This is a genomic window from Ruegeria sp. K3, from assembly GCF_056531845.1.
Map to the genome: position 1 here is coordinate 179,371 of NZ_JBQFMM010000004.1, position 26,756 is coordinate 206,126.

Annotated in this window: 24 protein-coding genes and 1 pseudogene; 9 read left to right on the forward strand and 16 right to left on the reverse strand. The window is 57.3% G+C overall.

Going from position 1 to position 26,756, the window contains the following annotated elements:
- Positions 1 to 53 precede the first annotated feature (53 nt).
- The 5 genes and pseudogenes from ACR0MP_RS09435 to ACR0MP_RS09455 all read left to right on the forward strand — a co-directional run bounded on the left by ACR0MP_RS09435 (position 54) and on the right by ACR0MP_RS09455 (position 5,874).
- Complete coding sequence (locus tag ACR0MP_RS09435; protein ID WP_170818850.1) at positions 54 to 1,451, forward strand: FAD-dependent oxidoreductase; 1,398 nt, start codon at positions 54 to 56, stop codon at positions 1,449 to 1,451.
- Positions 1,451 to 2,425, forward strand: a pseudogene (locus tag ACR0MP_RS09440) (isopenicillin N synthase family dioxygenase). The gene ACR0MP_RS09435 and the pseudogene ACR0MP_RS09440 overlap by 1 nt, the downstream one beginning before the upstream one ends.
- A gap of 90 nt (positions 2,426 to 2,515) precedes the next feature.
- Positions 2,516 to 3,589, forward strand: coding sequence for an AI-2E family transporter (locus tag ACR0MP_RS09445; RefSeq protein ID WP_170392915.1), 1,074 nt, complete (start codon positions 2,516 to 2,518; stop codon positions 3,587 to 3,589).
- Positions 3,590 to 4,279 (forward strand): HdaA/DnaA family protein, encoded by a 690-nt coding sequence (locus ACR0MP_RS09450; RefSeq protein WP_170401502.1) that lies wholly within the window; start codon positions 3,590 to 3,592, stop codon positions 4,277 to 4,279.
- 50 nt (positions 4,280 to 4,329) lie between these two features.
- Positions 4,330 to 5,874 carry a Ppx/GppA family phosphatase gene (locus ACR0MP_RS09455; RefSeq protein ID WP_170401504.1) on the forward strand — a complete coding sequence of 515 codons (1,545 nt, stop codon included), beginning with the start codon at positions 4,330 to 4,332 and terminating at the stop codon, positions 5,872 to 5,874.
- Here the strand turns inward: ACR0MP_RS09455 and ACR0MP_RS09460 are convergent, their stop codons facing one another.
- From ACR0MP_RS09460 to ACR0MP_RS09490, 7 genes are all read right to left on the reverse strand, one after another.
- Positions 5,875 to 6,234 carry a hypothetical protein gene (locus ACR0MP_RS09460; RefSeq protein ID WP_480503492.1) on the reverse strand — a complete coding sequence of 120 codons (360 nt, stop codon included), beginning with the start codon at positions 6,232 to 6,234 and terminating at the stop codon, positions 5,875 to 5,877. It lies immediately after the preceding gene.
- 49 nt (positions 6,235 to 6,283) lie between these two features.
- The gene (locus tag ACR0MP_RS09465; RefSeq protein WP_170636002.1) at positions 6,284 to 7,276 is read right to left on the reverse strand and encodes an endonuclease/exonuclease/phosphatase family protein; all 993 of its coding nucleotides are present in this window, start codon (positions 7,274 to 7,276) and stop codon (positions 6,284 to 6,286) included.
- A 3-nt stretch (positions 7,277 to 7,279) separates the two neighbouring features.
- On the reverse strand, positions 7,280 to 7,960 hold the full coding sequence (locus ACR0MP_RS09470) for a molecular chaperone DjiA (RefSeq protein WP_170392133.1): 681 nt from the start codon (positions 7,958 to 7,960) through the stop codon (positions 7,280 to 7,282).
- Between the two features lie 9 nt (positions 7,961 to 7,969).
- Complete coding sequence (locus ACR0MP_RS09475; RefSeq protein WP_480886452.1) at positions 7,970 to 8,494, reverse strand: N-acetyltransferase family protein; 525 nt, start codon at positions 8,492 to 8,494, stop codon at positions 7,970 to 7,972.
- Positions 8,491 to 9,093, reverse strand: a complete 603-nt coding sequence (locus ACR0MP_RS09480) for a VOC family protein (protein ID WP_480886453.1) — start codon at positions 9,091 to 9,093, stop codon at positions 8,491 to 8,493. Before ACR0MP_RS09480 ends, ACR0MP_RS09475 begins: the two co-directional genes overlap by 4 nt.
- 109 nt (positions 9,094 to 9,202) lie before the next feature.
- The gene (gene scpA / locus ACR0MP_RS09485) at positions 9,203 to 11,329 is read right to left on the reverse strand and encodes a methylmalonyl-CoA mutase (RefSeq protein WP_170401522.1); all 2,127 of its coding nucleotides are present in this window, start codon (positions 11,327 to 11,329) and stop codon (positions 9,203 to 9,205) included.
- Positions 11,326 to 12,141: a hypothetical protein gene (locus tag ACR0MP_RS09490; RefSeq protein WP_170625255.1), complete on the reverse strand. Its 816-nt coding sequence runs from the start codon at positions 12,139 to 12,141 to the stop codon at positions 11,326 to 11,328. Before ACR0MP_RS09490 ends, scpA begins: the two co-directional genes overlap by 4 nt.
- Before the next feature lie 170 nt (positions 12,142 to 12,311).
- Between ACR0MP_RS09490 and ACR0MP_RS09495 the strand changes: the two genes are divergently transcribed.
- On the forward strand, positions 12,312 to 12,758 hold the full coding sequence (locus ACR0MP_RS09495; RefSeq protein ID WP_170392143.1) for a DUF4174 domain-containing protein: 447 nt from the start codon (positions 12,312 to 12,314) through the stop codon (positions 12,756 to 12,758).
- Positions 12,759 to 12,834: 76 nt separating this feature from the next.
- On the opposite strand, the gene ACR0MP_RS09500 is transcribed toward ACR0MP_RS09495, so the two are convergent.
- Together ACR0MP_RS09500 and ACR0MP_RS09505 are read right to left on the reverse strand one after the other, a co-directional pair.
- Positions 12,835 to 14,880 (reverse strand): ATP-binding protein, encoded by a 2,046-nt coding sequence (locus tag ACR0MP_RS09500; RefSeq protein WP_480886454.1) that lies wholly within the window; start codon positions 14,878 to 14,880, stop codon positions 12,835 to 12,837.
- Between the two features lie 117 nt (positions 14,881 to 14,997).
- The gene (locus tag ACR0MP_RS09505) at positions 14,998 to 15,201 is read right to left on the reverse strand and encodes a hypothetical protein (protein ID WP_170588462.1); all 204 of its coding nucleotides are present in this window, start codon (positions 15,199 to 15,201) and stop codon (positions 14,998 to 15,000) included.
- A 650-nt stretch (positions 15,202 to 15,851) separates the two neighbouring features.
- Here ACR0MP_RS09505 and ACR0MP_RS09510 point away from each other — a divergent pair.
- The gene (locus ACR0MP_RS09510) at positions 15,852 to 17,003 is read left to right on the forward strand and encodes a DcaP family trimeric outer membrane transporter (RefSeq protein ID WP_480886456.1); all 1,152 of its coding nucleotides are present in this window, start codon (positions 15,852 to 15,854) and stop codon (positions 17,001 to 17,003) included.
- Positions 17,004 to 17,089: 86 nt separating this feature from the next.
- Here the strand turns inward: ACR0MP_RS09510 and ACR0MP_RS09515 are convergent, their stop codons facing one another.
- The 3 genes from ACR0MP_RS09515 to ACR0MP_RS09525 form a co-directional block, all read right to left on the reverse strand.
- A complete protein-coding gene (locus ACR0MP_RS09515) occupies positions 17,090 to 17,443 on the reverse strand; it encodes a hypothetical protein (protein WP_170392151.1) in 354 nt (117 codons plus the stop codon).
- A 136-nt stretch (positions 17,444 to 17,579) separates the two neighbouring features.
- Positions 17,580 to 18,059: a DUF6497 family protein gene (locus ACR0MP_RS09520; protein WP_480439172.1), complete on the reverse strand. Its 480-nt coding sequence runs from the start codon at positions 18,057 to 18,059 to the stop codon at positions 17,580 to 17,582.
- Between the two features lie 28 nt (positions 18,060 to 18,087).
- Positions 18,088 to 19,620: an acyl-CoA carboxylase subunit beta gene (locus ACR0MP_RS09525; RefSeq protein WP_170392153.1), complete on the reverse strand. Its 1,533-nt coding sequence runs from the start codon at positions 19,618 to 19,620 to the stop codon at positions 18,088 to 18,090.
- 181 nt (positions 19,621 to 19,801) lie between these two features.
- Here ACR0MP_RS09525 and ACR0MP_RS09530 point away from each other — a divergent pair, with 181 nt between their 5' ends.
- Positions 19,802 to 21,007, forward strand: a complete 1,206-nt coding sequence (locus ACR0MP_RS09530; RefSeq protein ID WP_170401533.1) for a multidrug effflux MFS transporter — start codon at positions 19,802 to 19,804, stop codon at positions 21,005 to 21,007.
- A 64-nt stretch (positions 21,008 to 21,071) separates the two neighbouring features.
- Positions 21,072 to 22,472 carry a helix-turn-helix transcriptional regulator gene (locus ACR0MP_RS09535; protein ID WP_170392156.1) on the forward strand — a complete coding sequence of 467 codons (1,401 nt, stop codon included), beginning with the start codon at positions 21,072 to 21,074 and terminating at the stop codon, positions 22,470 to 22,472.
- 56 nt (positions 22,473 to 22,528) lie between these two features.
- On the opposite strand, the gene ACR0MP_RS09540 is transcribed toward ACR0MP_RS09535, so the two are convergent.
- From ACR0MP_RS09540 to betI, 4 genes are all read right to left on the reverse strand, one after another.
- Entirely contained in the window at positions 22,529 to 22,768 is a 240-nt protein-coding gene (locus ACR0MP_RS09540) for an HP1242/YdcH family protein (protein ID WP_170392158.1), read from the reverse strand.
- A 133-nt stretch (positions 22,769 to 22,901) separates the two neighbouring features.
- Complete coding sequence (gene betA, locus ACR0MP_RS09545) at positions 22,902 to 24,560, reverse strand: choline dehydrogenase (protein ID WP_170401536.1); 1,659 nt, start codon at positions 24,558 to 24,560, stop codon at positions 22,902 to 22,904.
- An 88-nt stretch (positions 24,561 to 24,648) separates the two neighbouring features.
- Positions 24,649 to 26,157, reverse strand: coding sequence for a choline-sulfatase (gene betC / locus ACR0MP_RS09550; RefSeq protein WP_170401539.1), 1,509 nt, complete (start codon positions 26,155 to 26,157; stop codon positions 24,649 to 24,651).
- Positions 26,154 to 26,726, reverse strand: coding sequence for a choline-binding transcriptional repressor BetI (gene betI / locus ACR0MP_RS09555; RefSeq protein ID WP_170392164.1), 573 nt, complete (start codon positions 26,724 to 26,726; stop codon positions 26,154 to 26,156). The genes betC and betI overlap by 4 nt, the downstream gene beginning before the upstream one ends.
- Between the last annotated feature and the right edge of the window lie 30 nt (positions 26,727 to 26,756).

Below are 26,756 nucleotides of genomic sequence, written 5' to 3' on the forward strand. Positions count from 1 at the left end.
TTGCGACCCATGCGCAGTCGGTTTTTTGATTGACCCGAGCGTTGGGGTTTTCAATGTTGGCGCAAACGTTAAACCGCGAGGCAGCAATGCAAACAATCACCGAACCCGCCCGCCAGATCCCCGTTGTTCATCAGACAGACGTATTGGTTGTCGGCTCGGGCCCCGCTGGATTGTCAGCAGCGCTGGCTGCCGCACGCGCTGGGGCCGAAGTTTCCTTGATGGATAGATTCGGTTGCATGGGTGGGAATATTACGGCAGTCGGCGTCGAAGGCTTTGCCTGGTATCGCCACGAACAAACTGTCGAGGCCGGAGGCATCGGCATGGAATTCGAAACCCGCGCCAAAGAGATGGGTGCAGCAGTGCCTGAAAGCCAATCGCTCAGCTACGAACTGGACAGCGAGGGTTTCAAGCTGGTGGCCGACAAGCTGGTCGAAGAGGCCGGCGTTCACCCGATGCTGCACCGTCAATTCGTTGCCCCAATCATGGAAGGGGATCGCATCACTGGGGTGATTACCGAATCCAAAGCGGGGCGTGAGGCGATCTTGGCCAAGGTTGTCATCGACGCCACAGGGGATGCAGATGTAGCGCATCGCGCGGGCGCCCCGACGCACAAGACGCCGCGTGAGGACATGATGGCAGCCTCGGTCATGTTCCATCTGGCCGGTGTCGACAAACGGGCCTTTATTGAAGGTGTCAAAGCCGACCCGCAGACCTATAAAGACTGGGGTGGCGGTGGCGAATGGAATATCGAAACCTCGGGCAAAGAGGACGACATGTTCTCGCCCTTCGTCAAGAAACCCTTCCAGCAGGCGATTGATGAGGGCCTGATACCGGCTCATTTGAACACGATCGCGGGGACCTGGGGGGCGATGCACGATACCGGAGAACTGACCTATATGAACCTGATTCATATGGACCAGATCGATGGAACCGACCCCGACAGCCTGACCTTTGGTGAAATCGAAGGCCGCCGACAGGCAATGCTGGCCATTGATGCCCTTCGCCGTTTCATGCCGGGGTGCGAAAACGCACGTCTACGCAATTTCGGCATGACCATAGGCATTCGGGATACGCGCAAGATCGATGCTGTCTACAACATGACCGAAAATGACGCGCGTCATCAGGGCCGGTTCGAGGATTCCATCGGTATCTACCCTGAATTCATCGATGGCTACGGCATTCTGATCTTGCCGACCACGGGGCGATATATGCAGATTCCGTATCGCTCGATGCTGCCCAAAGGGATCAAGGGCCTGTTGGTTGCGGGCCGGTCCCATGGCGCGGATCGGGTCGCTCACGCCGCGACGCGCAACATGTCCTGCTGCGCGGTGATGGGTCAGGGCGCAGGGATCGCTGCGGCGTTATCCTTGAAAAGCAATCAAGATCTCGACAGCATGAACCTTGTTCCTGTGCACCAGGAACTGGAACGACAAGGCGTGAGAATTAACTGATGGAGCGTATTCCAACCATAGATATCAGCCCGCTGACTGATCCTTCTGGTCCGCTGTATCAGGCAACGGTCGCGCAGATCATGGATGCCTGCACCAGCATCGGGTTTCTATCGATCACAGGGACAGGCATCGCGCCTGAGCACATCGAGCAGGTGCGCGAGTGTGTCAGTGCGATCTTTGATATCGACGAGGCCCGAAAATGGGATCAGGCCATCACCCGCGAAAACTATCGTGGGTACATTCCGATGGGGTTCTTCACGCCCAATGACGGCTCGGGCGCGGCGGATAAGTACGAAGGGTACAAGCTGCATTTCGAAGCAGCCGAAGATGCGCCGATCCGGGTTGAATGCGCACTTTACGGCCCGAATATCTGGCCCCGAGAAGTGCCCCAGGCCCGCGCGGTAATACTGGATTACTGGCTACAGCTTGATGGCGTGGCAGATCTTTTGCTGGGTGCATTGGAAGTGGGGTTAAAAATCCCGCCCAACACACTACGCGACGCCTTCCGCGACCCGATGACCAACATGACCCTGCTACACTATCCGCCACAATCCCCGGATGAGCGTGGCTATGGTATTCATCCGCATAAGGACACCGACGCGCTGACAATAATCGCTCCCGATCCGGTCGGAGGGCTTGAGGTGCAGACCCGCACCGGCGGCTAGATCACACCGGACTGCCCGCCCGGCGGCTTCGTGGTCAATATCGGCGACATGCTGGAACTGTGGTCGGGCGGGCGGTTGAAATCGACCCCGCATCGCGTGGTTAATCGATCCGGGCGTGAACGCTATTCCTTCCCTTATTTCGCCGTTCCGCGCCACGATGTGGTGGTTGCGCCACTGCTGCCTGCCCTGCCCGGCTTTGATCGCCCGAAGGTACATTGCGGACACTGGTCGGCGGAAATCTGGCGCACCAACTGGCCTGATGAAATGGCCACAGATGAGACACCGGAACTGGGTACTCTGACAGACTAGGGTATAAAAATCGCGCGCCATGAACCGCTTGCATCGCCGGGCGTCATGGGCCAAGAACACGGCAATGCTGTGCAAACGAGGGATTGCGCCATGGCCTTGCCGGTGAAGGATCAGCTTAGATACTGGGGCATTGCCGCCGCTGTTTTCGTGCTGCTTTTGTACCTGTTGGGCGATGTCTTGCTGCCCTTTGTGATCGGTGGTGCGATTGCATATTTCCTTGATCCCGTTGCGGACCGCCTGGAAACACTCGGCCTTTCGCGCATGGCTGCGACCGGGATCATTACCGTTGTCGGCGTGTTTGGTTTTGTTTTGATGATTCTTATGGTTGTGCCCGCGTTGATCACACAGCTACTGGATCTGATTGATGTTTTGCCAAGCCTTTTTAAAGAACTGCGCGCCTTTATTGAGAAACAATTCCCGGCTTTGCTCGATCGCGAATCAAATACCCACCAGATGCTGGTGTCATTTGGCGAGACGCTGAAATCAAAAACCGGCGATGTGCTGCAAACCGTTCTGGCCTCATTGGGTTCAGCAATAAATGTCGTCGTCCTGCTGGTTATCGTACCGGTTGTCGCGGTTTATCTGCTGATGGATTGGGATCGCATGATCACCCGGATCGGAGAGCTCTTGCCCCGTGATCACGCCCCCACGATCAAACGACTTGCTGGTGAAATCGACGCCGTTCTTGCCTCATTCGTGCGTGGAATGGGTACCGTCTGCCTGATCCTCGGCACCTACTATGCTGTCGCATTGATGCTGGTCGGCCTGCAATTCGGCCTGATCGTCGGCTTCATTGCAGGACTGGTAACCTTCATCCCCTATTTGGGCGCCCTGATCGGAGGCACCCTAGCCATAGGCCTGGCCCTGTTTCAGTTCTGGGGGGATTGGGCACATATCGGTTTGGTCGCCGGTATTTTTGCTATCGGACAGGTGACCGAGGGCAACTTCCTGACGCCCAAACTCGTCGGTAGTTCGGTGGGCCTGCACCCGGTCTGGCTGCTGCTGGCTTTGTCGGTCTTCGGCGCGCTGTTCGGCTTTGTCGGAATGCTGATCGCAGTACCTGTAGCGGCTGCCTTGGGCGTGCTGGCACGGTTTGCGACCGAGCAGTATCTGCACAGCCGCCTATATACCGGGCTTGAAGGGCTCAATCAGGAAGACGAATAAATGGCCATGCAGCTCAGCTTTGATCTGCCGTCCAAGACTGCCTTGGGCCGCGAAGACTTTTTCGTCTCGCCTGCTAATGCGCTAGCTGTTGCGATGATCTCTGCCACCTCATGGCCTGGCAACAAACTGGTGCTGAGCGGCCCTGCAGGATCGGGCAAGACCCATCTGGCGCATGTCTGGGCCGGCGAGACCGGCGGTCGAATCGTACAAGCCGCCGCGCTTCGATATGACGACGTGCCGGACCTGGCGCGCGGTCCGGTGGCGGTCGAAGATGTGCCAGTAATCGCGGCGGACGTCGAGCAGCAGAAAACTCTGTTCCATTTGCACAATCTGGTTCTGGCCGAGGGCCACGCCTTGCTGATGACCGGGCGCACGACGCCGAAACTGTGGCATCTGCCGCTGGCCGATCTGCAAAGCCGGGCCGAAGGTGCGCATCATGTGTCGCTTGAAGGGCCAGACGATGCGCTGCTGGGCGCAGTGCTGGCGAAGCTATTCACCGACCGGCAGCTCAATCCGGGGCCGGATGTCATGGCATATCTGGTCAAGCACATGAATCGAAGCTTTGAAACCGCCGCCCGCGTGGTCGAGCAGCTTGACGAAATTGCGCTGACTGAAAAACGCGACATCACCCGTGCGCTGGCGGTGCGTCTATTGAACACAGAGGCCGAACAATCGGATGCCTGTAATTGACCGGACAAGGGTGATCTCGCATCCTGTCGCGCAAAAGACCTGGGGACACCATGACCAAGATTGCCGAGACTGATTTCCCGGATCACGGGCTGTTCGGAAGGCCGCTGTTCGAAGATCCGGGCGCCCGTGCACTTTCCCGGGTCGGGGTTGTCGATATCGGATCGAACTCGGTCCGGATGGTGATCTTTGACGGCGCGGCGCGCTCACCGGCCTATTTCTACAATGAAAAGGTGATGTGCGAACTGGGCGCCGGCCTGTCAGAGACCGGCCGATTGAACCCTGAAGGTCGCAAACGGGCGCTGGCTGCCTTGCACAGGTTTCAGCATCTTGCCAGAGACCTCGGCCTGCCCGCCCTGCACGCGGTCGCCACCGCTGCGGTGCGCGAGGCCAGCGATGGACCGGATTTCTGTGCGCAGGCAAAAGCCGAAACCGGCCTGATCATCAACGTTGTCGATGGCGAGGAAGAAGCACGGCTCTCAGCTCAGGGCGTGCTGCTGGGTTGGCCCGGAGCTTATGGGCTGATCTGCGACATCGGTGGCTCGTCCGTCGAACTCGCTGAGATCGGAGGCGGCAAGGTCGGACGTCGCATGACTTCGCCCCTGGGGCCGCTCAAACTGCGCGATATCAAAGGCGGTCGCCGGGCGCGTAAGGAGCATATCAAGAAGACGCTGGAAGAGATGCGCGACCGGATGGGCCCTCAACGTGATCGGCTGTTTCTGGTCGGCGGCAGCTGGCGCGCCTTCGCACGTCTGGACATGCTGCGCCGAGGCTATCCGCTGAACGTGCTGCACGAATACCGCATGACACAAAGTCAGGTACGCGAGACCATCAAGTTCATCGAACAGAATGATCCTGATGAATTGCGCGCATTGGCCGGTGTGTCGGGCTCGCGTATGGCATTGATCCCCTATGCAATGGATGTGCTTTCACGCCTGATCCGCACGTTCAAACCAAAGGACATCGCGATTTCAAGCTACGGCATCCGCGAAGGATTGCTGTATGAACAGATGCCGCAACGCCTGCGCGACCGGGATCCTTTGATCGAAGCCTGCCGGTTTGCCGAAGCGAAAGACGCGCGCTTGCCCGGTTTCGGCAAACACCTGTTCGATTTTGTCATGCCCTTGTTCCGTTCGGCGCCGGAACCGATGCTGCGCCTGATCAAGGCAGCTTGTCTGCTGCATGACGTCAGTTGGCGTGCGCATCCAGATTACCGGGCCGAGGCCTGTTTCGAATATGTCACCCGCGCCAACATGAGCGGGATCAAACACTCCGAGCGGATCTTTATCGGGCTCGCTTTGCAACACCGATATCGCAACAAACGTGAAGGGAGCCGCTTTACCGAGCTTTACGAACTGCTCGACGAACGCGGCCAGGAACAAGCCGAAATCCTGGGCAAAGCACTACGGTTCGGAGCGATGCTTTGGATGCAGCACGACGCAGCCATGGGCAAGATGCGTTACTATCCCAAAAAACAAAAGCTCGAACTGCGTCTGCCCAAATCGGCAGGCGCATTGTTCAACGAAGTCGCCGAGGCCCGTTTTAACTCGTTGGCCGGCGCGCTGAAATCAGAACCCAAAGTGATCATTCGGGGATAATCAGATATCGGTATAACCGTTAGAAGTCTCTTCTTCCGGCACAACTTCTTCGGGCTGATCTTTGGGCTTCTTGCGGATGATAATGTCGCCGTTTGGTAACATCTCGGGCGCTTCATACGCGCTCCAATCCTGCACCTGAGCAGCCAAATCAGCCAGCGCTGGACCCATTTCCCGCATGAAAGACTGTAAAGCCGGGCCAAATTGGTCCGCAAATCCACGCAGGTCTTCGATCGTTGGCTCCATCTCCTGCCGCAAGCCTTCCAGAAACAACTCGGCACCCCGCTCCATCAGCGACTTACCTGAAGCGTCCTGTGCCTGGGCAGGCAGGGCCAAGGCGGTACAAACAGCGCTGATCAGCATGAGACGTAGCATAGCTTGAATATAAGCGAGCGTGCCGAGTGTTGAAAGGTCAGAGGTCGATATCCAACGTCACCGGGAAGTGGTCGGATGCGGTTAGCAAGGCATCCCTCAGCTCAGGGTTGCCCCAGCAGGCGGCATCGCGAAACGGATGCCAGATGCGCCAGTTCGGGTGGTGGGCGCGCAAATCCTCGCTAATCATGATGTAGTCCAACAACGCCTCAAGATACCGTCCCTCATTAGGCCGCGCAAATCGTGCAGTTGCTGGGACAGAACCGGGGCGCAGTTCCAATGCCCTTGCTGCATGAGGATCATAGAGCCCCGCCTGCAACAATATCTCGACCGACGATCGACCGAAGAGGTGTTCGAACTCGTCCAGTCCGGGTCCGTCATTGAGATCGCCCAGCAAAATCACCGGCTCTTGCTCCGTCAAATGATGTTGGACCCGTCGACCCAGCCATACCGCCTGCGCCAACTGCTTACGGCGATTGGCAATCGAAATTCGTATCATCTCATCCCGCGATGCAGCGCCATGGGGCGCTTTGGACTTCAGATGCGCCCCGATCAGTCGAAACTCCTGCCCTGAGGTTGTTTGGATCGCCAATTCCATCGGAGGCTTTGAAAACCGAACAAGATCCTCGGTCGCATCCACATCCAGGTCGATCCGGAACTCGGCATCGAAACGCGGCGCGTTCTCAGCCTCCCTTGCGTCGTGTTTGGCTGTAAGAATTTCGGGATCATAAAGCAGGGCCAATTCCTGATGTGTATCATTGGGAAATCCCATGATTGCATGGCTTGTACGCAGACCGAACGCCTCGGCAAATCGCTGCAAGGCACGGACGGTATTCTGAGACTTGCCTGTGTTGGGGGCTTCGACGATCAGCATCGCATCGGCATCAATCGCTGTCAGCACCTTTGCGATCGCCTCAACCTGCCGGGCCTTGGTCACATCGTGACGCCCTGACCAGCTGTCATCGACAATCAGGCTGTCATTGCGATCAAACAGGTTGGCTAACCATTCGATATTGTAGGTCGCCAACCGCACGGATCAGACCCGGGCGCCGTTGATTTCATCCCAGGCGCGGTTGATATCGATCATCTTTTTCTCGGCCAGCCGCACCGCCTCTTCCGGAACGCCGCGTGCCAGCATCGCATCGGGGTGAGTTTCTCGCACCAGTTGCCGCCAAACCTTGCGAATTTCGGTCAGAGGAGCGTCGCGGGGAACGCCCAGAACCGTATAGGGGTCTTTCGGCGCATCCGGTACGAAACGCGCGCGCAGGGCCATGAACTGAGCGTCGGTCTGGCCGAAAATGCGGCTGACTTCTTCCAAAAACTCGTTTTCGTTCGGATGGTAGAACCCGTCCGCCATAGCAATGTGAAACAGCCCTTCCATCAAATCGCACAGGGTGGTGCTATCTTCGGCGAACATGCGGGCAATCCGGCGGGCATAGTCCTGATATCCAGCAACGTCTGTCCGTGCCATGTCAAAGACCTTGGCCGCCCCGTCTTCATCTTCGGGCGCGATCTGGAACACTTCACGAAAAGCCGTCACCTCATCCCGCGTCACCTGACCGTCGGCCTTGGCCATCTTGGCGCCAAGCGCCACGACAGCAATCGCAAAGGCCACCGAACGTTCTGGCGGCGTGCGCAGTTTCTCAAACACCGCAGTCAGGCTTTCGCCCTGGGCAAGCGCGTTCAGCGCGTCGGCTATTCTGGACCAGATCGACATGGGCGCACCCTAGCGTGCCTTGTCACGACTGTCAGGTGCGACAGATGACTGCGGGCCGAGTATTTTCTGCATCAGGACAAGATCCAGCCGCTGCCCCCATTTGAACCCCACTTCAGGCATGCGTCCCACCTGCTTGAAGCCAATTGCCTTATGGAAGGCGATGGCTGCAGGGTTGGCCGATGAAATGCCCGCCACCAAGACATGCACGTTATCCTCCCGCGCGTTGGCTTCAAGAGCCTCCATCAACGAACGGCCAACATGCTGGCCTCTGGCTTCGGGTGCCAACTGTATCGAATGTTCGCGGCACTGCGCATATCCCGGTCCCGAGCGGAAGGTGCCATAGGTCGCAAACCCCTCGACGGCACCACTGCGCTCGGCGACCAAGAAGGCGGGACCTCTGGTTTCGATCTCTGCCACCACGCTTTCAACGCTGCGTTCATCGGTGGTGAAAGTGACCAGCGTATCACGGATAATCACGTTTGCTATCGCCGCAATCGCAGGTGCATCTTGGGCACTGGCCTGCCGGATGTTCATTCCAGCACGCGCAACCCGTGCGGTGTTTCGATTTCAGCGCGCAATGCAGCCGGGCCGCTGTCAAACGCGACATACTCCAACGCCCCCAGACCTTTGGCTAAGTCGATTGCATCCGGATGGCACACAATCAGGCGGCGTAACCGGCAGCCACTGTCCTGAAGCATTTGTGCCGGATGCAGATCACCCTTCCACTCGATAAGCGCCGGAAAGAGGTTGTCAAATGGCAGACGTCCATTTGGGGGGACTGCCATACGCCAGCGAAGCGCGCCTCGGTTCAGATCGATAGGTTGTCCGACGCCGTCGGGGAAAACGGTCAGTGACGCTTCGATATCCGGAACCCGGCAAATCCAGTTGGTCAGGCGGGGTGATCCGGTGAACCGGTCCAGATCGAACCAGCGCGTCCTTTGCGGTTTGGAGGCTTCGGGGTCGATCGCAATCGCCTCCAGATAGAGCCCATCCCGCAAGCCCAGAAGTCGATTATACGTTCCGAATTTTTCGTGCTTGCCGCCGTCCTGAAGCCGCACGCCCAGCGCCTGTTCGATATAGTCAGAAGCTTCTTCAAGCGTTTCGCCCGCAACAGCCAGATGATCCAGTAACATGAAGACGCCTCCTGATGACAAACGACCAGACCATTTGGGTCTGGTCGCATGTTTTCCGCAAAGGGGCGAAATCACAAGATTTTTCGTACGAAAAATCTTGGCGCCGGCGTCAGGTTTTGGCTTCGCCGATCAAACGCAAGATGTCTTGTGCCGCTTCAGGGATGTTCGTTCCCGGACCAAAGATCGCCTTCACACCGTGATCGTAAAGGAACTGGTAATCCTGTTGCGGAATGACCCCACCGCAGATGACTATGATGTCCTCAGCCCCCGCCTTTTTCAGTTCCTCAACCAACTGAGGCGCCAATGTCTTATGCCCCGCAGCCTGCGAAGAGATCCCAATCACATGCACATCATTGTCCACCGCGTCCTGTGCGGCTTCTGCAGGCGTCTGGAACAGAGGGCCGACATCCACGTCAAACCCGATATCGGCAAAGGCGGTGGCAATCACCTTGGCGCCCCGGTCGTGGCCGTCCTGCCCCATCTTGACCACCAGCAGACGCGGGCGGCGGCCCTCGGCCTCGGCGAACTTTTCTATGGAATTCTGAATCGCGGCAAAACCTTCGTCACCCTCATAGGCCGCCCCATAAACACCGGCCAGGGTCTTCACTTCGGCGCGGTGACGACCGAACTCTTTCTCCATTGCCATGCTGATCTCTCCTACGGATGCGCGGGCTCGGGCGGCCTCGACGGCGGCGGCCAGCAGGTTGCCTCCCTCGCGGGCGGTTGTTGTCAGGGCGTCCAGTGTCTGTTGGCAAGCCGCCTCGTCGCGCGTTGCACGGATACGCTCCAGCCGCGCGACCTGAGCTTCGCGCACGGCCACGTTATCGACGTCCAGAATATCGATCGGGTCTTCTTGCTCTTTGCGATACTTGTTGACACCAACGATGACCTCTTCGCCCCGGTCGATCATAGCCTGACGGCGCGCAGCGCTTTCCTCGATCCGCAGCTTGGGCATGCCACTGGCAACGGCCTTGGTCATACCGCCCATTTCCTCGACCTCTTCCATAAGAGCCCAGGCTTTTTCGACCAACTCGTTGGTCAGGCTTTCGACGTAGTAAGAGCCCGCCAGCGGATCGACCACATCGGTCACGCCGGTTTCCTCTTGCAACACCAGCTGCGTGTTTCGCGCGATACGTGCTGAGAAATCGGTTGGCAGCGCGATCGCCTCGTCCAGTGCGTTGGTATGCAGTGACTGTGTGCCGCCCAGAACCGCGCTCATGGCCTCATAGGCAGTGCGGACCACGTTGTTATAGGGGTCCTGTTCCTGCAGCGACACGCCCGAGGTCTGGCAATGAGTTCGCAGCATTTTCGACCGTTCGGATTTCGCCCCGAACTCGGTCATTACCCGATGCCAAAGGGTGCGCGCAGCGCGTAGTTTGGCGATCTCCATGAAGAAATTCATGCCGATGGCAAAGAAGAACGACAGACGACCCGCGAACTTGTCCACGTCCATGCCTGATTCCGTCGCTGCGCGCACATATTCGCGCCCGTCGGCCAGCGTATAAGCCAGTTCCTGCACCAGGTTCGCCCCGGCCTCTTGCATGTGATAGCCCGAGATCGAGATCGAGTTGAACTTGGGCATCTCATTCGAAGTGTAATCGATTATGTCCGAGATGATCTTCATCGAAGGCTCGGGCGGGTAGATATAGGTGTTACGCACCATAAACTCTTTCAGAATGTCGTTCTGAATGGTGCCCGAGAGCACGGCCTTGTCATGCCCCTGCTCTTCACCTGCAACGATGAAGCTGGCCAGAACCGGGATCACCGCCCCGTTCATCGTCATTGAGACCGAAACCTTGTCCAGCGGGATACCGTCGAACAGGATTTTCATATCCTCAACGCTGTCGATGGCCACACCGGCTTTGCCGACATCGCCCACCACGCGGGGATGGTCACTGTCATAACCCCGGTGAGTCGCCAGATCGAAGGCGACCGAGACACCTTGCTGGCCGGCCGCCAGATTGCGGCGGTAAAATGCATTCGATTCTTCAGCCGTCGAGAAGCCTGCATATTGACGGATCGTCCAAGGACGCCCTGCATACATCGTCGCTTTAACGCCGCGCGTAAACGGCCCGAAGCCCGGAAGCGAGCCCATATGCGGCAGATCAGCCGTGTCTTCCTGAGTATAAAGCGGTTTGACGTCGATGCCTTCCAGCGTCTCTTTGGTCAGATCGCCCAAAGGTCGGCCGCGCAGCTCTTTTTCAGCCAGCACCTGCCAGTCGTTGGTGTCGGTCATGTCGATTTCCTCTGTTCAATTCTGGTTTCGGCGGGGGCGACCCCGCGTGCATTGCTATCTGTCCGGCAGATCAGTTCAGCCCTCCCATCGGCGCCCGAGGCAAGCCATTCCAGATCATCGGCATAATCAGCCCAAAGCTGCATCGCCTGTTCAGCGGTCAGACCATGGGGCGTGGCTTTGGGCGCAGCATTCAACGCAAGGCCATCGCTGAATTCGGGCGCGGTGCGACCCGTCAGCGCCTGAAGCTGCGCCTGTTGATGACCCGCAAATTCCTCAAACGGCAAAACGAGCAATGGGACGCCCGGGAAGGCGAGGCTAATGTCAGTGATGACGTCGCGCCAGCTCCGCTTGCTTTGCGCGATGCGGGTCCACTTTGTGGGCTCGATTGGGGCGCTGCCACGTTTGAACTTATAGGCGGCCACGGAAGACCAATACATATCCAACGCGCGGATATTCAGTGCAATTTTGCTGACTCCGCCATCGAAGGCCTTTGCCAAAAGCTGCCCGCGTTCCTGCATGCCGGGATAAAGCGAGGCAAAGGCGATATTGCGCTCCATCGAGCCCACGAAATTCTCTTGGCTGACCAATAGCTGCGTCGCGCCGTCTTGCTGACATACGTCTAACTCGCGGCGTAATCCATCACAGACCTCAGTCGTCAATTTGTTCAAGCTGTTGAGGCCATTGGAACGTGTTCGCTCCGGCCCCCAATACGCCAGCCCTTGATCTGCAAGGACCTGCACGTTCCGGCTCAGATAGTTCTGGAAACTGGTGCTTGCACATCGATGTGCGCCACAATGCAGGATCACTTCCATCGGCCTACTCTCCCAACGCGAAGGCCGCGGGAACGGCGCGTTTTGTAGGCAAATTGATAAGTACGCATGGGTGGGTGCGGCGTCCACGAAGCAAATTTTTGGTGATCACACGCATTTCGTCAGTCGCATTCGCCCCAGCAGAGGCTATATTCATCACAACAGGAGGCCTTATGACACGCACGCTTGCCTTTGTTTTCTCGGCACTATTCCCGTTGGCCGCCTTGGCCGCCGACGCGACTGCCCCTGCGGATGACAGCTTTGTTCGTCCAGTAGCTGACAGCGATCTAAGCGATTTTCTCTGGACGCATCGCCCGATCGTCGTTTTTGCCGATACCCCGGCAGACCCAAGATTCCAGCAACAGATTGACATGTTGCTCGAAGGCGAGGACGCAATGCGGGATCGCGACGTGATTGTCTTGACCGATACTGATCCGGCGGCGCGATCATCGATCCGATCAAAACTGCGACCGCGTGGTTTCCAGATGGTGTTTGTTGACAAGGACGGTGTCGTCAAACTGCGCAAACCCAGCCCATGGAGCGTGCGTGAGATTGGCCGGTCCATTGACAAGACGCCTTTGCGCGAGCGCGAAATCCGCGAACGGCGCGAGGGCGGCTGAGCACCTGCAACACACTTCAAAGACCCAGCGGAAACCGCCGAGATCCATGAGAAATATGAAGCAGGTACGCACATGATCATTCGAACTCGATAATCACATCATCGACGGCAAGGCTGTCGCCCGGGCCTGCGTTGATCTTGGAGACCACGCCTTTTTTCTCGGCGCGGAGGATGTTCTCCATCTTCATCGCTTCAACAGTGCAAAGCGCTTGGCCTTCCTGCACCTCCTGCCCCACTTCGACATCGATCTTCACGATCAGACCCGGCATTGGGCAGAGCAGCATTTTCGACGTGTCTGGCGGCAGCTTCTCGGGCATCAGGCGGGCCAGTTCGGCCTGACGCGGGGTGCGCACATGTACCTTCAGGTCAGCCCCTCGGTTTCGGATACGGAACCCGCCCGATATCTTTCCAACCTTCAAGACCAACGGACTGCCATCCACGTCCAACACCGCAAGTTGGTCACCCGGCGTCCAGTCAGAGGACACACGCAGAGCTGACCCGTCTTTGAATTTGACAGTCGCGCCCTGTTTGTCAGCCTTAACCTTGACGCTGAAATCCTGCCCTTGCAGAGCGACATTCCAACGTTTGCCGACTTTCCGTTCATGGTTGTCCATCCGGCCCGATACGCGGGTGCGACGGATTTCGGCAACCCGGTGCATGGCAGCGCAGGAGGCTGCGATGCGACGCAGATCTTCTTCGGGAAGGTCGACGCCTTCAAACCCGTCCGGATACTCCTCGGCGATGAAAGCGGTCGTCATTTCACCACTTACAAATTTCGGGTGATCCATAACTGCCGAAAGGAATGGCAAGTTGTGACCGATGCCTTCGACTTCGAAACTGTCCAGCGCCACGCGCATGGCTTCAATCGCCTGTTCGCGGGTCGGTGCCCAGGTACACAGCTTGGCGATCATCGGGTCGTAATACATGCTGATCTCGCCGCCCTCATAGACGCCGGTATCGTTACGCACAGCGCTATCCCCTTTAGGCGCATCACCTTGCCATTTGTCATTCACAAGCAGCGGGCCGGCTGCGACCTCCTGCGGCGGGCGATAACGGGTAAGGCGGCCAATCGAGGGCAAAAAGCCGCGATACGGGTCTTCTGCATAAAGACGGTTTTCGATGGCCCAACCTGTCAGGGTCACGTCATCCTGCGTTATGGTCAGCTTTTCACCAGCCGCCACGCGGATCATCTGTTCCACCAGATCAACACCGGTGATCAGTTCGGTCACCGGGTGCTCCACTTGCAGGCGTGTGTTCATTTCGAGGAAGTAAAAGTTCTTTTCCCCATCCACGATGAATTCCACCGTACCTGCGCTTGCATAGTCCACCGCCTTGGCCAGCGCGACCGCTTGTTCGCCCATCGCCTTGCGGGTTTCGGGATCAAGGAAAGGCGATGGCGCCTCTTCCACAACTTTCTGGTTGCGGCGCTGGATCGAACACTCACGCTCGCCCAGATAGATGCCGTTGCCGTGGCTGTCGCACAGAACCTGAATTTCGATATGGCGCGGCTGAGTCACGAATTTCTCGATGAAAATCCGGTCGTCGCCGAAGGAGTTCGCTGCCTCGTTCTTAGAAGATTGGAAGCCTTCTCGTGCTTCTTCGTCATTCCATGCAATCCGCATGCCCTTACCACCACCGCCAGCGCTGGCCTTGATCATCACCGGATAGCCAATGTCGTTCGAAATCTTCACCGCCTCATCAGCGTCTTCGATCAGACCCATGTAACCGGGCACCGTCGAAACCCCGGCCTCCTGTGCGATCTTCTTCGAGGTGATCTTGTCCCCCATGCTTTCGATCGCACCGACCGGGGGGCCGACAAAGGCGATGCCTTCGGCATCCAGCGCCTCGGCGAATTTCGAGTTCTCGGACAGAAAGCCATAGCCGGGGTGGACCGCCTGCGCGCCGCTTTGTCGGATGGCATCCATCACCTTGTCGATGACAATGTATGACTGGTTGGCGGGCGGCGGGCCGATATGCACCGCCTCATCCGCCATCGAGACATGCAGAGCGTTCTTGTCAGCATCTGAATAGATGGCAACCGTTTCAATACCCATCTTGCGGGCGGTCTTGATGACCCGGCAGGCAATCTCGCCCCGGTTTGCGATCAGGATCTTGTCGAACATGGAACGTCCTTTGGCTTGATGTTCTGGAAACGCAAAACGCCGCCGCGGGGCGTTGACCCCACGACGGCGTGATGCGCAATGACGGACGGGACTTTTTCAGCCCCGCAAATTTCAGATTTAGTTACAGTTGTGCTGGGTCTTGCAGTACAGCACGTTGCCCGCAGCCCCGACAGCCGCCCCAAGCAACGGATCCGCGCTGAGGACCGCCGCCCCCAAAGCGCCCGCACCGCCTCCAAGGATCGCCTGTTCGCCGGTCGAACCACCGCAGGCCGCCAGGCCCGCACAGGTTGCCAACGCAAGGAAAGCTCGTTTGATTCGCATGGTTTCTGCCCTTCTGGATTTATTGCAGTCTTTGAGAGCAGATGCCGATTTCGCGCGTTGTTATGCAATAACACAGATGGCAAACCTGCGAATTGCGCAGGTTTTTGCCGCTTTTTGTCTGGACCAGACAAAAAGAAAACCGCGGACAGAACTCTGTGGGGAACACAAGCCTGCCCGCGGAAGGAAGGGGTACGGAATAGTAGGTGCTTGTGCGACGCAGGCAAAGTAGAGCCGCACGGCTCGCTCACTGTGCACAGCACAATTCTGGCCGCCAACCGGTTATTGTTTCCATCTGAGATTCCGGCTGAAACCTGCCCATCCAGCGAAACTCCGCGCAGATTTGCGCCGACATCGTAATCGCCGAGACAGCGGCTACTACGTCTGAAATCCGTCACGTTCCTGTTACAGATCGAAGACTTGTAGCGAGGCAGCGCGCGAGGCCCCTCACGCAACAACGTCGCAAACTCACGGAAAAAACCTTCCGGCGACAGCAACTTAGTTGCCGGTTTCACCGCAGCGTGAAACGCCGCATATTTACCGACAATTTTGCTTGAAAAATTGAGAGCATTTTCTCTCAACTTGGTGATTTCCCAAGAATTCAGTTGCGTGGAACGGTGCCCCTGCACACTCGCACACAAGGAACTATCCATATGATAACAAAGGGTAAAACTGCTAGCCTGTTTGCTGCCAGCGCGCTTTCCGTGACCGGTATACAAGCCTTGGCGCAAGATGCACAAACTCAGGCAGAACTGGATGCACTGCGCGCCCGGGTCGAAGCGCTGGAGGCGTCCAATCCCGGGTCTGGCACTGGGGATCTGCAGATCGGAAACACCACTCTGGACATCTACGGTTATGTCAAAGCCGACTTCTTCTATGACTTCGAATACGATCAGGGCGACACCGCATTCGTAAACGTGATAGGTGAACCCTCGGCCGAGACAGATGGTACGTTTGGCGCCACAGTCCGTCAGTCTCGTATCGGCCTGCGCACCAGCACGCCTTCGGGAATCGGTGACATTCAGGGCCAGATCGAAGTCGATGCCTTCGGCTCGGACGGAACCGCCGAATTCCGAATTCGTCATGCCAATATCCGAATTGGGGAACAATGGCTGATCGGACAATACTGGACCAATTTCCAACCTCTGGACACCTACCCGACCTCGGTGGAATTTAACGGGCCGGTCGGGATCGCTTTCGCGCGCGTTCCGCAGGTGCGCTACACCAACAATATCGGATCGAATACCACCTTCGCCGTTTCCGTTGAAGAAAACGTCGGCGGCTCGGATTCGGATGATCCCGTGCTGACTGGTTCGGTCGAATACAACGATGGCAAATACATCGCTCGTGCCTCGGCGCTCTACGGCAAGGCGCAATCCGGCGACGTCGAGGTCGATCAGACCGGTTTCTCTTTGTCGGGCTCGATCCGACCGTGGGAAGGTGGGTTGTTCCAGGTCAACTATGTCAACGGCGAGGCACTTGGCCCCTACCTGATCGGCTTGGGCGACGCAGTCGTCGGGGGTCAGGCCAACGATGTTGATGGCTACACCATCGAATTCCGTCAGGACCTGAGTTCCAAATGGAACGTCGGCATCGCCTATGGCAAGGAAGACTACGACCTGCCTACATCGACCGGTACTTTGTCGTTCACCGAGCTTGAGACGATCCACGTCAATGCCTTTTACAAGGCGACAGACAACCTGACGCTCAGCGCCGAATACATCTATGGAGAGCGGAACGACACAATTTCCGGCGACACATTCGACGGCAATCGTGTCCAGTTGGCCGCGCAACTCAACTTCTGATGAAAACAGCCTACCCTGCCCATTAGCGGGCAGGGTTCCAGTGTCACTGATCATCTGAGTGTTATGTGCGGCAGCCCCGGTCACAATCAGCGCACTCCGTCGAACACGTCAGGGAAAGATTGGCGCGCGGCGTCCAGATTGATCACCAGCAGAGCATCATAGCTTGCAGGATCAAACGGGTCTTCGGCGGCGACAACCTCACGCCCGAACAGCCAACTTAGACGGCCCGCGTCCAGATTGCCTCGCTCAAAGGGCTGATCACCAAAATGCGCCCATAACGCCTCGATAAACGCGACATCTGCGCGCTTGTCGGCGGGTTTGCGATCGCGAAAGCGTTCTCGCTGGGTCAGCGGCGTAACGCCCTTGGGATTGGCCCGCCGAATGGTGAACTGGAAGTCTGTTCCGGGCAAACGTCCGGGGAAACCGCGATGTTTCAGCATTGCGAAACCTCAACGGACAAGTTCCAGATATGGCAGGCCATCGGACATGCCTGCGGGATTGAAGTGATCATGCGAACCTCCAGAGCTGCATCACTGTATCGGGACACTCTGAGACCGTGACATTGTTGGTTCATGGTCAGAGCCCCTCCCAGATACACCGGGATTGATCCAGCCGGTAGGCTTCGAAGAACTGCGTTGCGTCAGGTTCGGAGGTGCCGAACGCTACCGGTCTGTCCGAAAACGAAATCACAATCCGGGCAGGCTGCAATTCGTGCTGGGCCACGTAAGGCACCGCCAGTGTTTCACACAAATGCTCCATGTCGACTACGGCGACATCATATGTGATACGACCTGCAGTCGATCCGATCTTGGGTGCAATGAACCGAAACCGCACCCAAAGCTCACCCGGATTGGTGTCCAGAAGCACATCGCTAAGCTCGACCGGTTGACCCGACGGCACGGGCAGCAGGTTTGAGGCCAGCGCCGAACCTACTCCGACCAGCAACGTAAAAACCCCGGCGCATCCCCGGATCCGCCAGCGGCGGCTTCCTTCCTCCGGGGGAGCGTGCAGAGTGGTTGCAACCTGCACGGTCTTATGTCCGGTCAATCGGGGCATTTACGGCTCGGGCCTCCTCGGCGGGCATTTACAGCGGGATATTGTCGTGCTTTTTCCAAGGGTTCTTCAGTTGCTTGCCGCGCAGGCTCGCAAATGCACGTGATACACGGCGGCGGGTCGATTGTGGCATGATCACCTCATCAATGAAGCCGCGCTCGGCCGCAACGAAGGGATTTGCGAACCGGTCCTCATAGTCCTGAGTGTGTTGTGCGATCTTATCGGAATCGCCGAGATCGGCGCGGTGGATGATTTCGGTCGCGCCCTTTGCACCCATCACCGCGATCTCAGCCGTGGGCCACGCATAATTGAAGTCGCCGCGCAGGTGTTTGGAGGCCATAACGTCATACGCGCCACCGTAGGCCTTACGCGTGATTACGGTGACCTTTGGCACGGTCGCTTCGCCATAAGCAAATAGCAGTTTCGCGCCGTGCTTGATCACGCCGCCATACTCCTGCGAAGTGCCCGGCAGAAAGCCCGGAACATCAACAAGCGTCAGGATCGGGATTTCAAAGCAATCACAAAACCGCACGAACCGGGCCGCTTTTCGGGAACTATCGATGTCCAAACATCCTGCCAATACCATGGGTTGGTTGGCCACGACGCCCACGGTCTGCCCTTCAAGCCGGATAAAACCGGTGATGATGTTCTTAGCGTAGTCTTCCTGAATCTCGTAAAAATCACCCTCATCCGCCACTTTGGTGATCAGTTCCTTCATGTCGTACGGCGTGTTCGGATTGTCCGGGATCAGCGTATCCAGCGATGTCTCGACCCGGTCAGGGCTGTCAAAAAACGGACGAACTGGCGGTTTCTCGCGATTGTTGAGCGGAAGGAAGTCGACAAGACGGCGCACCTCGGCCAGCGCCTCCACATCGTTTTCAAACGCGCCATCAGCGACCGACGACTTTTTGGTGTGGGTCGAAGCCCCTCCCAGTTCCTCCGCCGTCACGACCTCATTGGTGACGGTCTTCACAACGTCTGGGCCGGTCACGAACATGTACGAGGTGTCTTTGACCATGAAGATGAAGTCGGTCATCGCAGGACTGTAAACCGCACCACCTGCACACGGCCCCATAATCACGCTGATCTGCGGAACGACGCCCGAGGCCATGATATTACGCTGGAACACCTCGGCATATCCGGCCAATGAAGCGACGCCTTCCTGAATCCGCGCCCCGCCCGAGTCGTTGATCCCGATCACCGGCGCTCCGTTTTGAACTGCCATATCCATGATCTTGCAAATCTTCTGCGCATGGGTTTCTGACAGCGAGCCGCCGAATACGGTGAAGTCCTGGCTGAAGACGTAGACCATTCGACCATTGATCGTACCCCAGCCTGTGACCACCCCATCACCAGCAGGCTTTTGTTTCTCCATTCCGAAATCAGTGCAGCGATGGCTGACAAACATGTCAAACTCTTCAAAGCTGCCTTCGTCTACCAGCAACTCGATCCGTTCGCGTGCCGTCAGCTTTCCGCGGGCGTGTTGTGAGTCGATGCGTTTTTGCCCACCACCCAATCGCGCGTTGTTGCGACGGCCTTCGAGCTCGGAAAGGATGTCTTTCATGTCGGTAGTCTCCCAAGAGAATTTGCGCGACCATAACGAGTTGGGATCGGCGGCCAAAGAAGTTTTCGGCAAATTTGCAAATATTTGGCAACACTATTTGAGATAACTGCAAATTTGTTAATTAACACAACAAGCCAAACTGCCGATGGCATTTCGCGCGATCAGGGTCTAAAGGTAAACCATGCAGTTCAGTTCACCCTCTGTCAGCCGCACGCCCCCCACGCTTACAACACTCGTTTTGTTGTCAGGATTGTCGGCGCTGAGCATGAATCTGTATCTGCCCAGCCTTCCCTTTATGGCGACGTATTTTCAGACTGATTACAAGGTGATGCAGCTTTCGATCGCGCTTTATCTTCTGGTCAACGCGGCACTGCAAATCTTAATAGGACCCATCGCCGATAAGGCCGGACGTCGGCCTGTACTGCTGTGGGGACTCGCCCTTTTTTTGCTGGCAACGCTGGGGTGTATATACGCCCCAAATGTCGAGACCTTTCTGGCCTTCAGAATGTTTCAGGCCGTCATTGTCGTTGGTATTGTCTTAAGTCGTGCGGCTGTGCGGGACATGTACGAACAGGACCAGGCTGCTTCGATGCTCGGATATGTCACCATGGGGATGGCAGTCGTTCCGATGATCGGCCCTGCTGTCGGCGGGCTTCTCGAAGAAACTTTTGGCTGGAAAGCCAATTTCTGGCTGCCTTTCGCTCTTGCGGCGCTGGCGCTGGTGCTGACCTACCAAGACTTTGGCGAAACCGCGGCCGCAAGCGGCAAAACACTGATGCAGCAATTTCGCGAATACCCTGAACTGCTGAAATCGCCCCGCTTCTGGGGCTATTCCCTGTCCTCGGCTTTCTCTTCAGGTGCGTTCTTTGCCTATCTCGGGGGCGCACCCTTTATCGGGACCGAAGTGTTCGGCATGACAGCCGCCGAGGTCGGCATTTACTTTGGTGCGCCTGCGATTGGCTATTTCTTCGGCAACTTCATCAGCGGTCGATTCTCGGTTCGCTTCGGCGTCAACCAAATGGTGCGCTGGGGATGCTGGCTGAATGCAATTGGCGTGGCCCTATCAGCTTTGTTGTTCCTAGTGGATTTGGGAACGGCGCTCAGCTTCTTTGGCCTGATGACCTTCGTCGGGTTGGGTAACGGCATGGCGATCCCAAATGCAACCGCCGGATCGCTTTCGGTCCGCCCGCATCTGGCGGCCACTGCCTCTGGTTTGAGCGGTGCGATCATGTTGGGCGGCGGCGCGGCACTCAGCGCATTGGCAGGCGCATTGCTGACGCATGAGACAGGCGCGATGCCTCTGCTTTGGCTGATGCTGGCAACCGCCGCCCTGGCTATCTGCGCGATCAGCGTTGTTATCTGGCGCGAACGGCAATTGGGTCTGTAGACGGCTTGCGCGACAGGGTTTGCAAAGTTAGCCTGCAGATTCAGTAAAGCTGCAAAGAACCGCCATGGCCACTCAGAAACTATACGCTGGCGCCAAGCTGCGCGAAATGCGCACACGCCTGACCCTCACGCAGAAGGATTTCGCCGCAAAACTGGGCGTTTCACTGCCCTATTTGAACCAGATGGAGAATAACAACCGGCCGATCTCGACGACCGTTGTTCTGGCACTGGCGCAAGAGTTTGGTATGGATGTGACCGAACTCAGCACAGGGGATAGCGAACGATTGGTTTCGGATATGCGCGAAGCACTGGCCGATCCGGTGTTCGCCGAAACGGCGCCCCCTCTGGCTGATCTCAGGCTCACCGCTTCAAATGCGCCCGCGCTTGCACGCGCGTTCATCGAGTTACACCGCGCCTATCGCCAGACCCATGAACGCCTCGCCTCGCTCGACGAGGCATTGGGCCGCGAGGATGCCCGTATTCAGGCCAGCCCATGGGAAGAGGTGCGCGATTTCTTTCACTACTGCGACAATTATATTGACGCCGTTGACCGCGCCGCCGAACGCTTCGCCAGCCGTGCCGATGAAACCAGCGATATTCGGCAAGTCGCCCTGAACAGCCTGTCAGAACGCGGCATTCACGTCACTTTCGCCGACACAGAAACCTTACGCAGCTACAATGCTGGTGACAAAACCCTGCGCCTTTCCTCGCGCGCCGCACCACAAACGCAGGTCTTCCAACTGCTGCTGCAGGTGGCGTTGATCAGTCAGGATAAGCTGCTTGAAGCAACGCTGGATTTCGCCCGTTTCCAAAGCGATGAGGCCCGCGCCATCGCCAAGATTGGCCTCGCCAACTATTTTGCCGGGGCTTCGCTGATGCCTTACGGCGCTTTCCTATCCGCAGCGCAGGACTATCGGCATGATTTGGAGCTGCTCAGCAACCGGTTCGGGGCATCGATTGAACAGGTGGCGCACCGCCTGTCCACGCTACAGCGCCCCGGCGCAAAGGGGATTCCGTTCTTTTTTGTCCGTGTCGATCAGGCCGGAACGATCACCAAACGCCATTCAGCTACGCGCTTGCAATTTGCCCGTTTCGGCGGTGCCTGCCCACTCTGGAATGTCCACCGGGCATTCGAGACCCCGGGTCATTTCCTGCAACAGCTAGCCGAGACACCGGATGGCGTCCGCTATATCTCATTGGCTCGTGATGTTTCAAAATCCGGAGGCTCGTTCGGTGCTCCTGTCCGCCGCTATGCCATCGCCTTGGGATGTGAGGTTCGTCATGCCGAAGCATTGGTCTACGCCGATAATCTCGACATAAACAACGCGAGCGCTTACGAGCCCATCGGCATATCCTGCCGCATCTGCGAGCGCCAGACCTGCCACCAAAGATCGGTCCCACCGTTAGAGCGCCGCCTGACCATCGACGCCCATAGCCGCGGCACCCTGCCTTATGAGGTCACCTGATCTTCATCTGGCCATATATATCCTGCGGGTCCGGGGGCAGAGCCCCCGCCTAATCCTTAGCTTTTTGACAAGATCGCCCAGATCTCGTCCTTGAGCGCCGCGCGTTTCTTGCGCAAATCAACCTCGGCCAATTCCTCCATCGGCTCAACATTGGTTTCAGCCCGATGCACGGTGCGGTTGACCTCATGATACTCATCCGCAAGTCGGGCAAAATGCGCATCCGTTTGCTTGAGCTGGCTCATCACTTCGAGCTTGTCGGGGAACTCTTCAGCCAGTTCATGCGGGGTATGAGACATCCAGTTGGCTCCTTGTTTCAGCGTTACATCCCAAGGCTAAACATGACTGTCGCACTCCGCTTTGACGCCGATCAAATTCTGAGCGCAATCAACCAGCTTTCAGGATAAATGCACGCCGTGGGTTTTGGATGTGTCAGCGCTGTGCCGTTGCCCATCTCGGACTTATCCAGGGTTGGTCGTTCGCTTTGGGCAAAGGGTCTTTCTGCAGCAAATAGTCCGACATCTTTTCACCCACCATGATCGACGGTGCGTTCAGATTGCCATTGGTGATTTGCGGGAAAATCGAGCTATCGGCGACGCGCAATCCATCCACCCCAATCACACGCCCCTGCGGGTCGACAACGGCATCCTTGTCATCCGCACGGCCCATACGGCAAGTCCCGCAAGGGTGATAAGCGCTTTCGGCATGCTCGGCGATAAAGGCATCTAGCTCATCGTCCGACTGAACTTCCGCCCCCGGTTGGATCTCTTTACCGGCAAAGGGTTTGAACGCCTGCTGTCCAAAGATCTCTCGGGTCAAGCGAATGCAGGTTCTGAAGTCTTCCCAATCCGAATCATGGCTCATGTAGTTGAACCGGATCACCGGCGCGTCTTCGGCTTTGGCGGATCGCAGAGTCACAGCGCCGCGCGAGGGCGACCGCATTGGCCCCACATGCGCCTGGAATCCGTGCCCTTCGGCTGCCGCCTGCCCATCATAGCGAACCGCCATCGGCAGAAAATGATATTGTATGTCAGGATATTCCACACCCGGTTTCGAACGCACAAAGGCGGCGCTTTCAAACTGGTTCGATGCACCAAGGCCTGTTTTGGTAAACAGCCATTGCGCTCCGATCATTCCTTTGCTGATCAGGTTCCAATGCTTGTAAAGCGTGATCGGCTGGATCGAGGCCTGCTGAATATAAAGCTCTAGGTGATCCTGCAGATTGGCGCCGACGCCAGGGCGGTCGGCGACCACTTTGATACCGTGCTCAGCCAGGTGCGCCGCAGGTCCAACCCCCGAAAGCATCAGCAGTTTAGGCGAATTGATCGACGAAGCCGCCAATACAACCTCGCGCCGCGCTGTGATCACTTCCCGTTTACCACCCCGTATCAATTCGACCCCGGATGCGCGCCCGGATTCAATAATCACGCGCGCCGCAAGACCCCGGATGATTTCGCAGTTTTGCCGCTTGAGCGCTGGCCTAAGGTACGCATTCGCCGCCGACCAGCGCCGTCCTTTCCAGACGGTCTGCTCCATCGGCCCAAAACCTTCTTGTTTCTCACCGTTATAGTCGCCAGTGACCTCATATCCAGCCTGCTGACCTGCATCGACGAACGCCTTAAACAGCGGATTTTCACGAGGCCCTCGCGACACGTGCAGAGGTCCATCCGTACCTCTCCAAGTGTGATCACCGCCATGGCCACCATCATGCCAGGTTTCCATGCGTTTGTAGTACGGCAGCACATCTGCGTAAGACCATCCATCTGCACCCATCTCGGCCCAGGTGTCAAAATCTCGAGCGTGACCGCGCACATAGACCATGCCATTGATCGAAGACGACCCTCCGATCACCTTGCCTCTGGGGCAAGCAAGTTGACGATTGTTCAGATGCGGTTCGGGCTCGGATTTGTAGCCCCAGTCATATCGCGACATATTCATCGGATAGCTTAGGGCGGCAGGCATCTGGATGAAGGGTCCGGCGTCAGTGCCGCCATGCTCGATCACCAGAACCGAAGCTCCGGCCTCACTCAGACGGTAAGCCATCGCGCAACCAGCAGAACCGGCGCCAACAATGACAAAATCTGCTTCCATATTCGTGTCTCCGTTCACCTTCGGGGCAAGATTTTTCGACGAAAAATCTCCGCACTTCCGACGGGTGCAATTTCAAAAATGTAAAGGATTACTCGCCACGCGGATAACGCTGGCTATCCTCGACATCGTTCAGGTCCATATGATTGCGCATGTACCGTTCAGACGCTTTCTGAAGAGGCTGGTAATCCCAAGGATAATAGCCACCCTGCCGTAATGCCTCGTAAACCACCCAGCGCCGGGCTTGGCTGGCCCTCACATCGGCATCAAAGCGATCCAAATCCCATCGCGCCTCGGATTTAGCACGCAGTGTTTGCAAGGTGCCTGCATGTTCGGGCAGGCCAGCGAGATTTTCCATCTCATGCGGATCAGCCTCGAGATCGAACAGTTGATCGGGGTCCAGTGTACAGCGATTGTATTTCCACTTGCCATAACGCAAAGAGACTAAAGGAGCGTATGAGGCCTCGGCGGCATATTCCATTGCAACCGGCGCGGTTCGGTCTGTGCCCTTTGCCAAAGGCACAAGATCCTCACCATCCGTCCAAGGTGAGATTTCAGCCATATCGACGCCCGCCAACGTACCAAGCGTCGGTGTCACGTCGATCGTCGAAACTGGTGTATCGATGCGACCAACTGGAAGATCGGGGGCCGAAATCATGAGCGGCACGCGGGAAGAGCCTTCGAAGAAAGTCATCTTGAACCACAACCCGCGCTCACCCAGCATGTCGCCGTGGTCGGACACGAACAGTATGATCGCCTCTTGACGCGTCGTTTCCAGAACCTCCAGTATCTCACCGATCTTGTCATCCAGATATGAGATATTGGCGAAATAGGCGCGACGGGATTTGCGAATATCCTCGGTCGTTATGTCGAAGCTGCGCCAGTCATTGGCATCGAAAATACGTTTGGAATGCGGGTCCTGATTGTCATATCCCAGATCCGCGATCTGTGGCTCAAGATGCTCACAATCTTTATACAGATCCCAGTACTTGCGTCGCGCCACGTAAGGATCGTGTGGGTGCGTGAAGCTGACGGTCACACACCAGGGGCGATCATCCTTGCCGCGTGCAAGGTCATATAGCTTGGCCTTGGCGTTATAAGCGACCTCGTCATCATATTCCATCTGGTTGGAAATCTCGGCAATGCCTGCCCCAGTGACCGAGCCCATATTGTGATACCACCAGTCGATGCGCTCACCGGGTTTACGATAATCCGGCGTCCAACCGAAATCTGCCGGGTAGATATCAGTAGTCAGACGATCTTCGAACCCGTGCAACTGGTCTGGGCCAACAAAGTGCATCTTGCCGGACAAGCAGGTGTAATATCCTGCACGACGAAGGTGGTGGGCATAGGTCGGGATATCGCTGCTGAACTCGGCGGCGTTGTCATAGACGCCAGTGCGCGATGGCAGTTGACCCGACATAAAGCTCGCACGTCCCGGAGCACAGAGCGGCGAGGCAGTGTAGGCATTTGCGAAACGCGTTGATCTTGCCGCCAGCTTCTTCAGGTTCGGCGCATGCAACCATTCTGCTGGACCGTCGGGGAAGAGGGTCCCGTTGAGCTGATCCACCATCAGGATCAGAATATTCGGCTTTGTCATTTTTCGGCCTCTAGGAAAACTCTCAGTACCCGCAGCGCATGGGTGACTGCCCGCTGCGGCTCTTGTGGGGAATTCAGTGCAGAGTGGATGTACAAACCATCGATCAGCGCGATCATACCTTCGGCAGCCTCGCTCGGGTCACTCATATGTGGGCGCAACGCATGGATCAGGTTCGAGCGGATGCGTGCCTGATAGATTTGCCAGAGCCTCAGCGCATCATCGTTGGTTTGCGCCAAAACATAAAAAGTCATCCAAGCTGCGATAACATCCGGTGTGAAACATGATGGCGCGAAACAGGCGCGAATGATGGCCTGTGCGCGCTCTTCCGGATCTGCCGTGCTGAGTTGTGCGCGCGCTTCAGATCCAAAATCCGTCAGGATACGCCGCATCGCGGCTAGGAATATCTGTTCTTTGCCCCCAAAGTAATGATGCGCCAATGCACTGGACATACCTGCGCGTTTGGCGATCTGGCTAACGGTGACATCAAGGGATTTTTGCGCGCCAAGCTCGGCGATCGTCGCCTTGACGATCGCGTCCCGCCGGATCGGCTCCATTCCGAGTTTTGGCATCTTCGCCTCTTCGCCATACCTGAGTGCAAG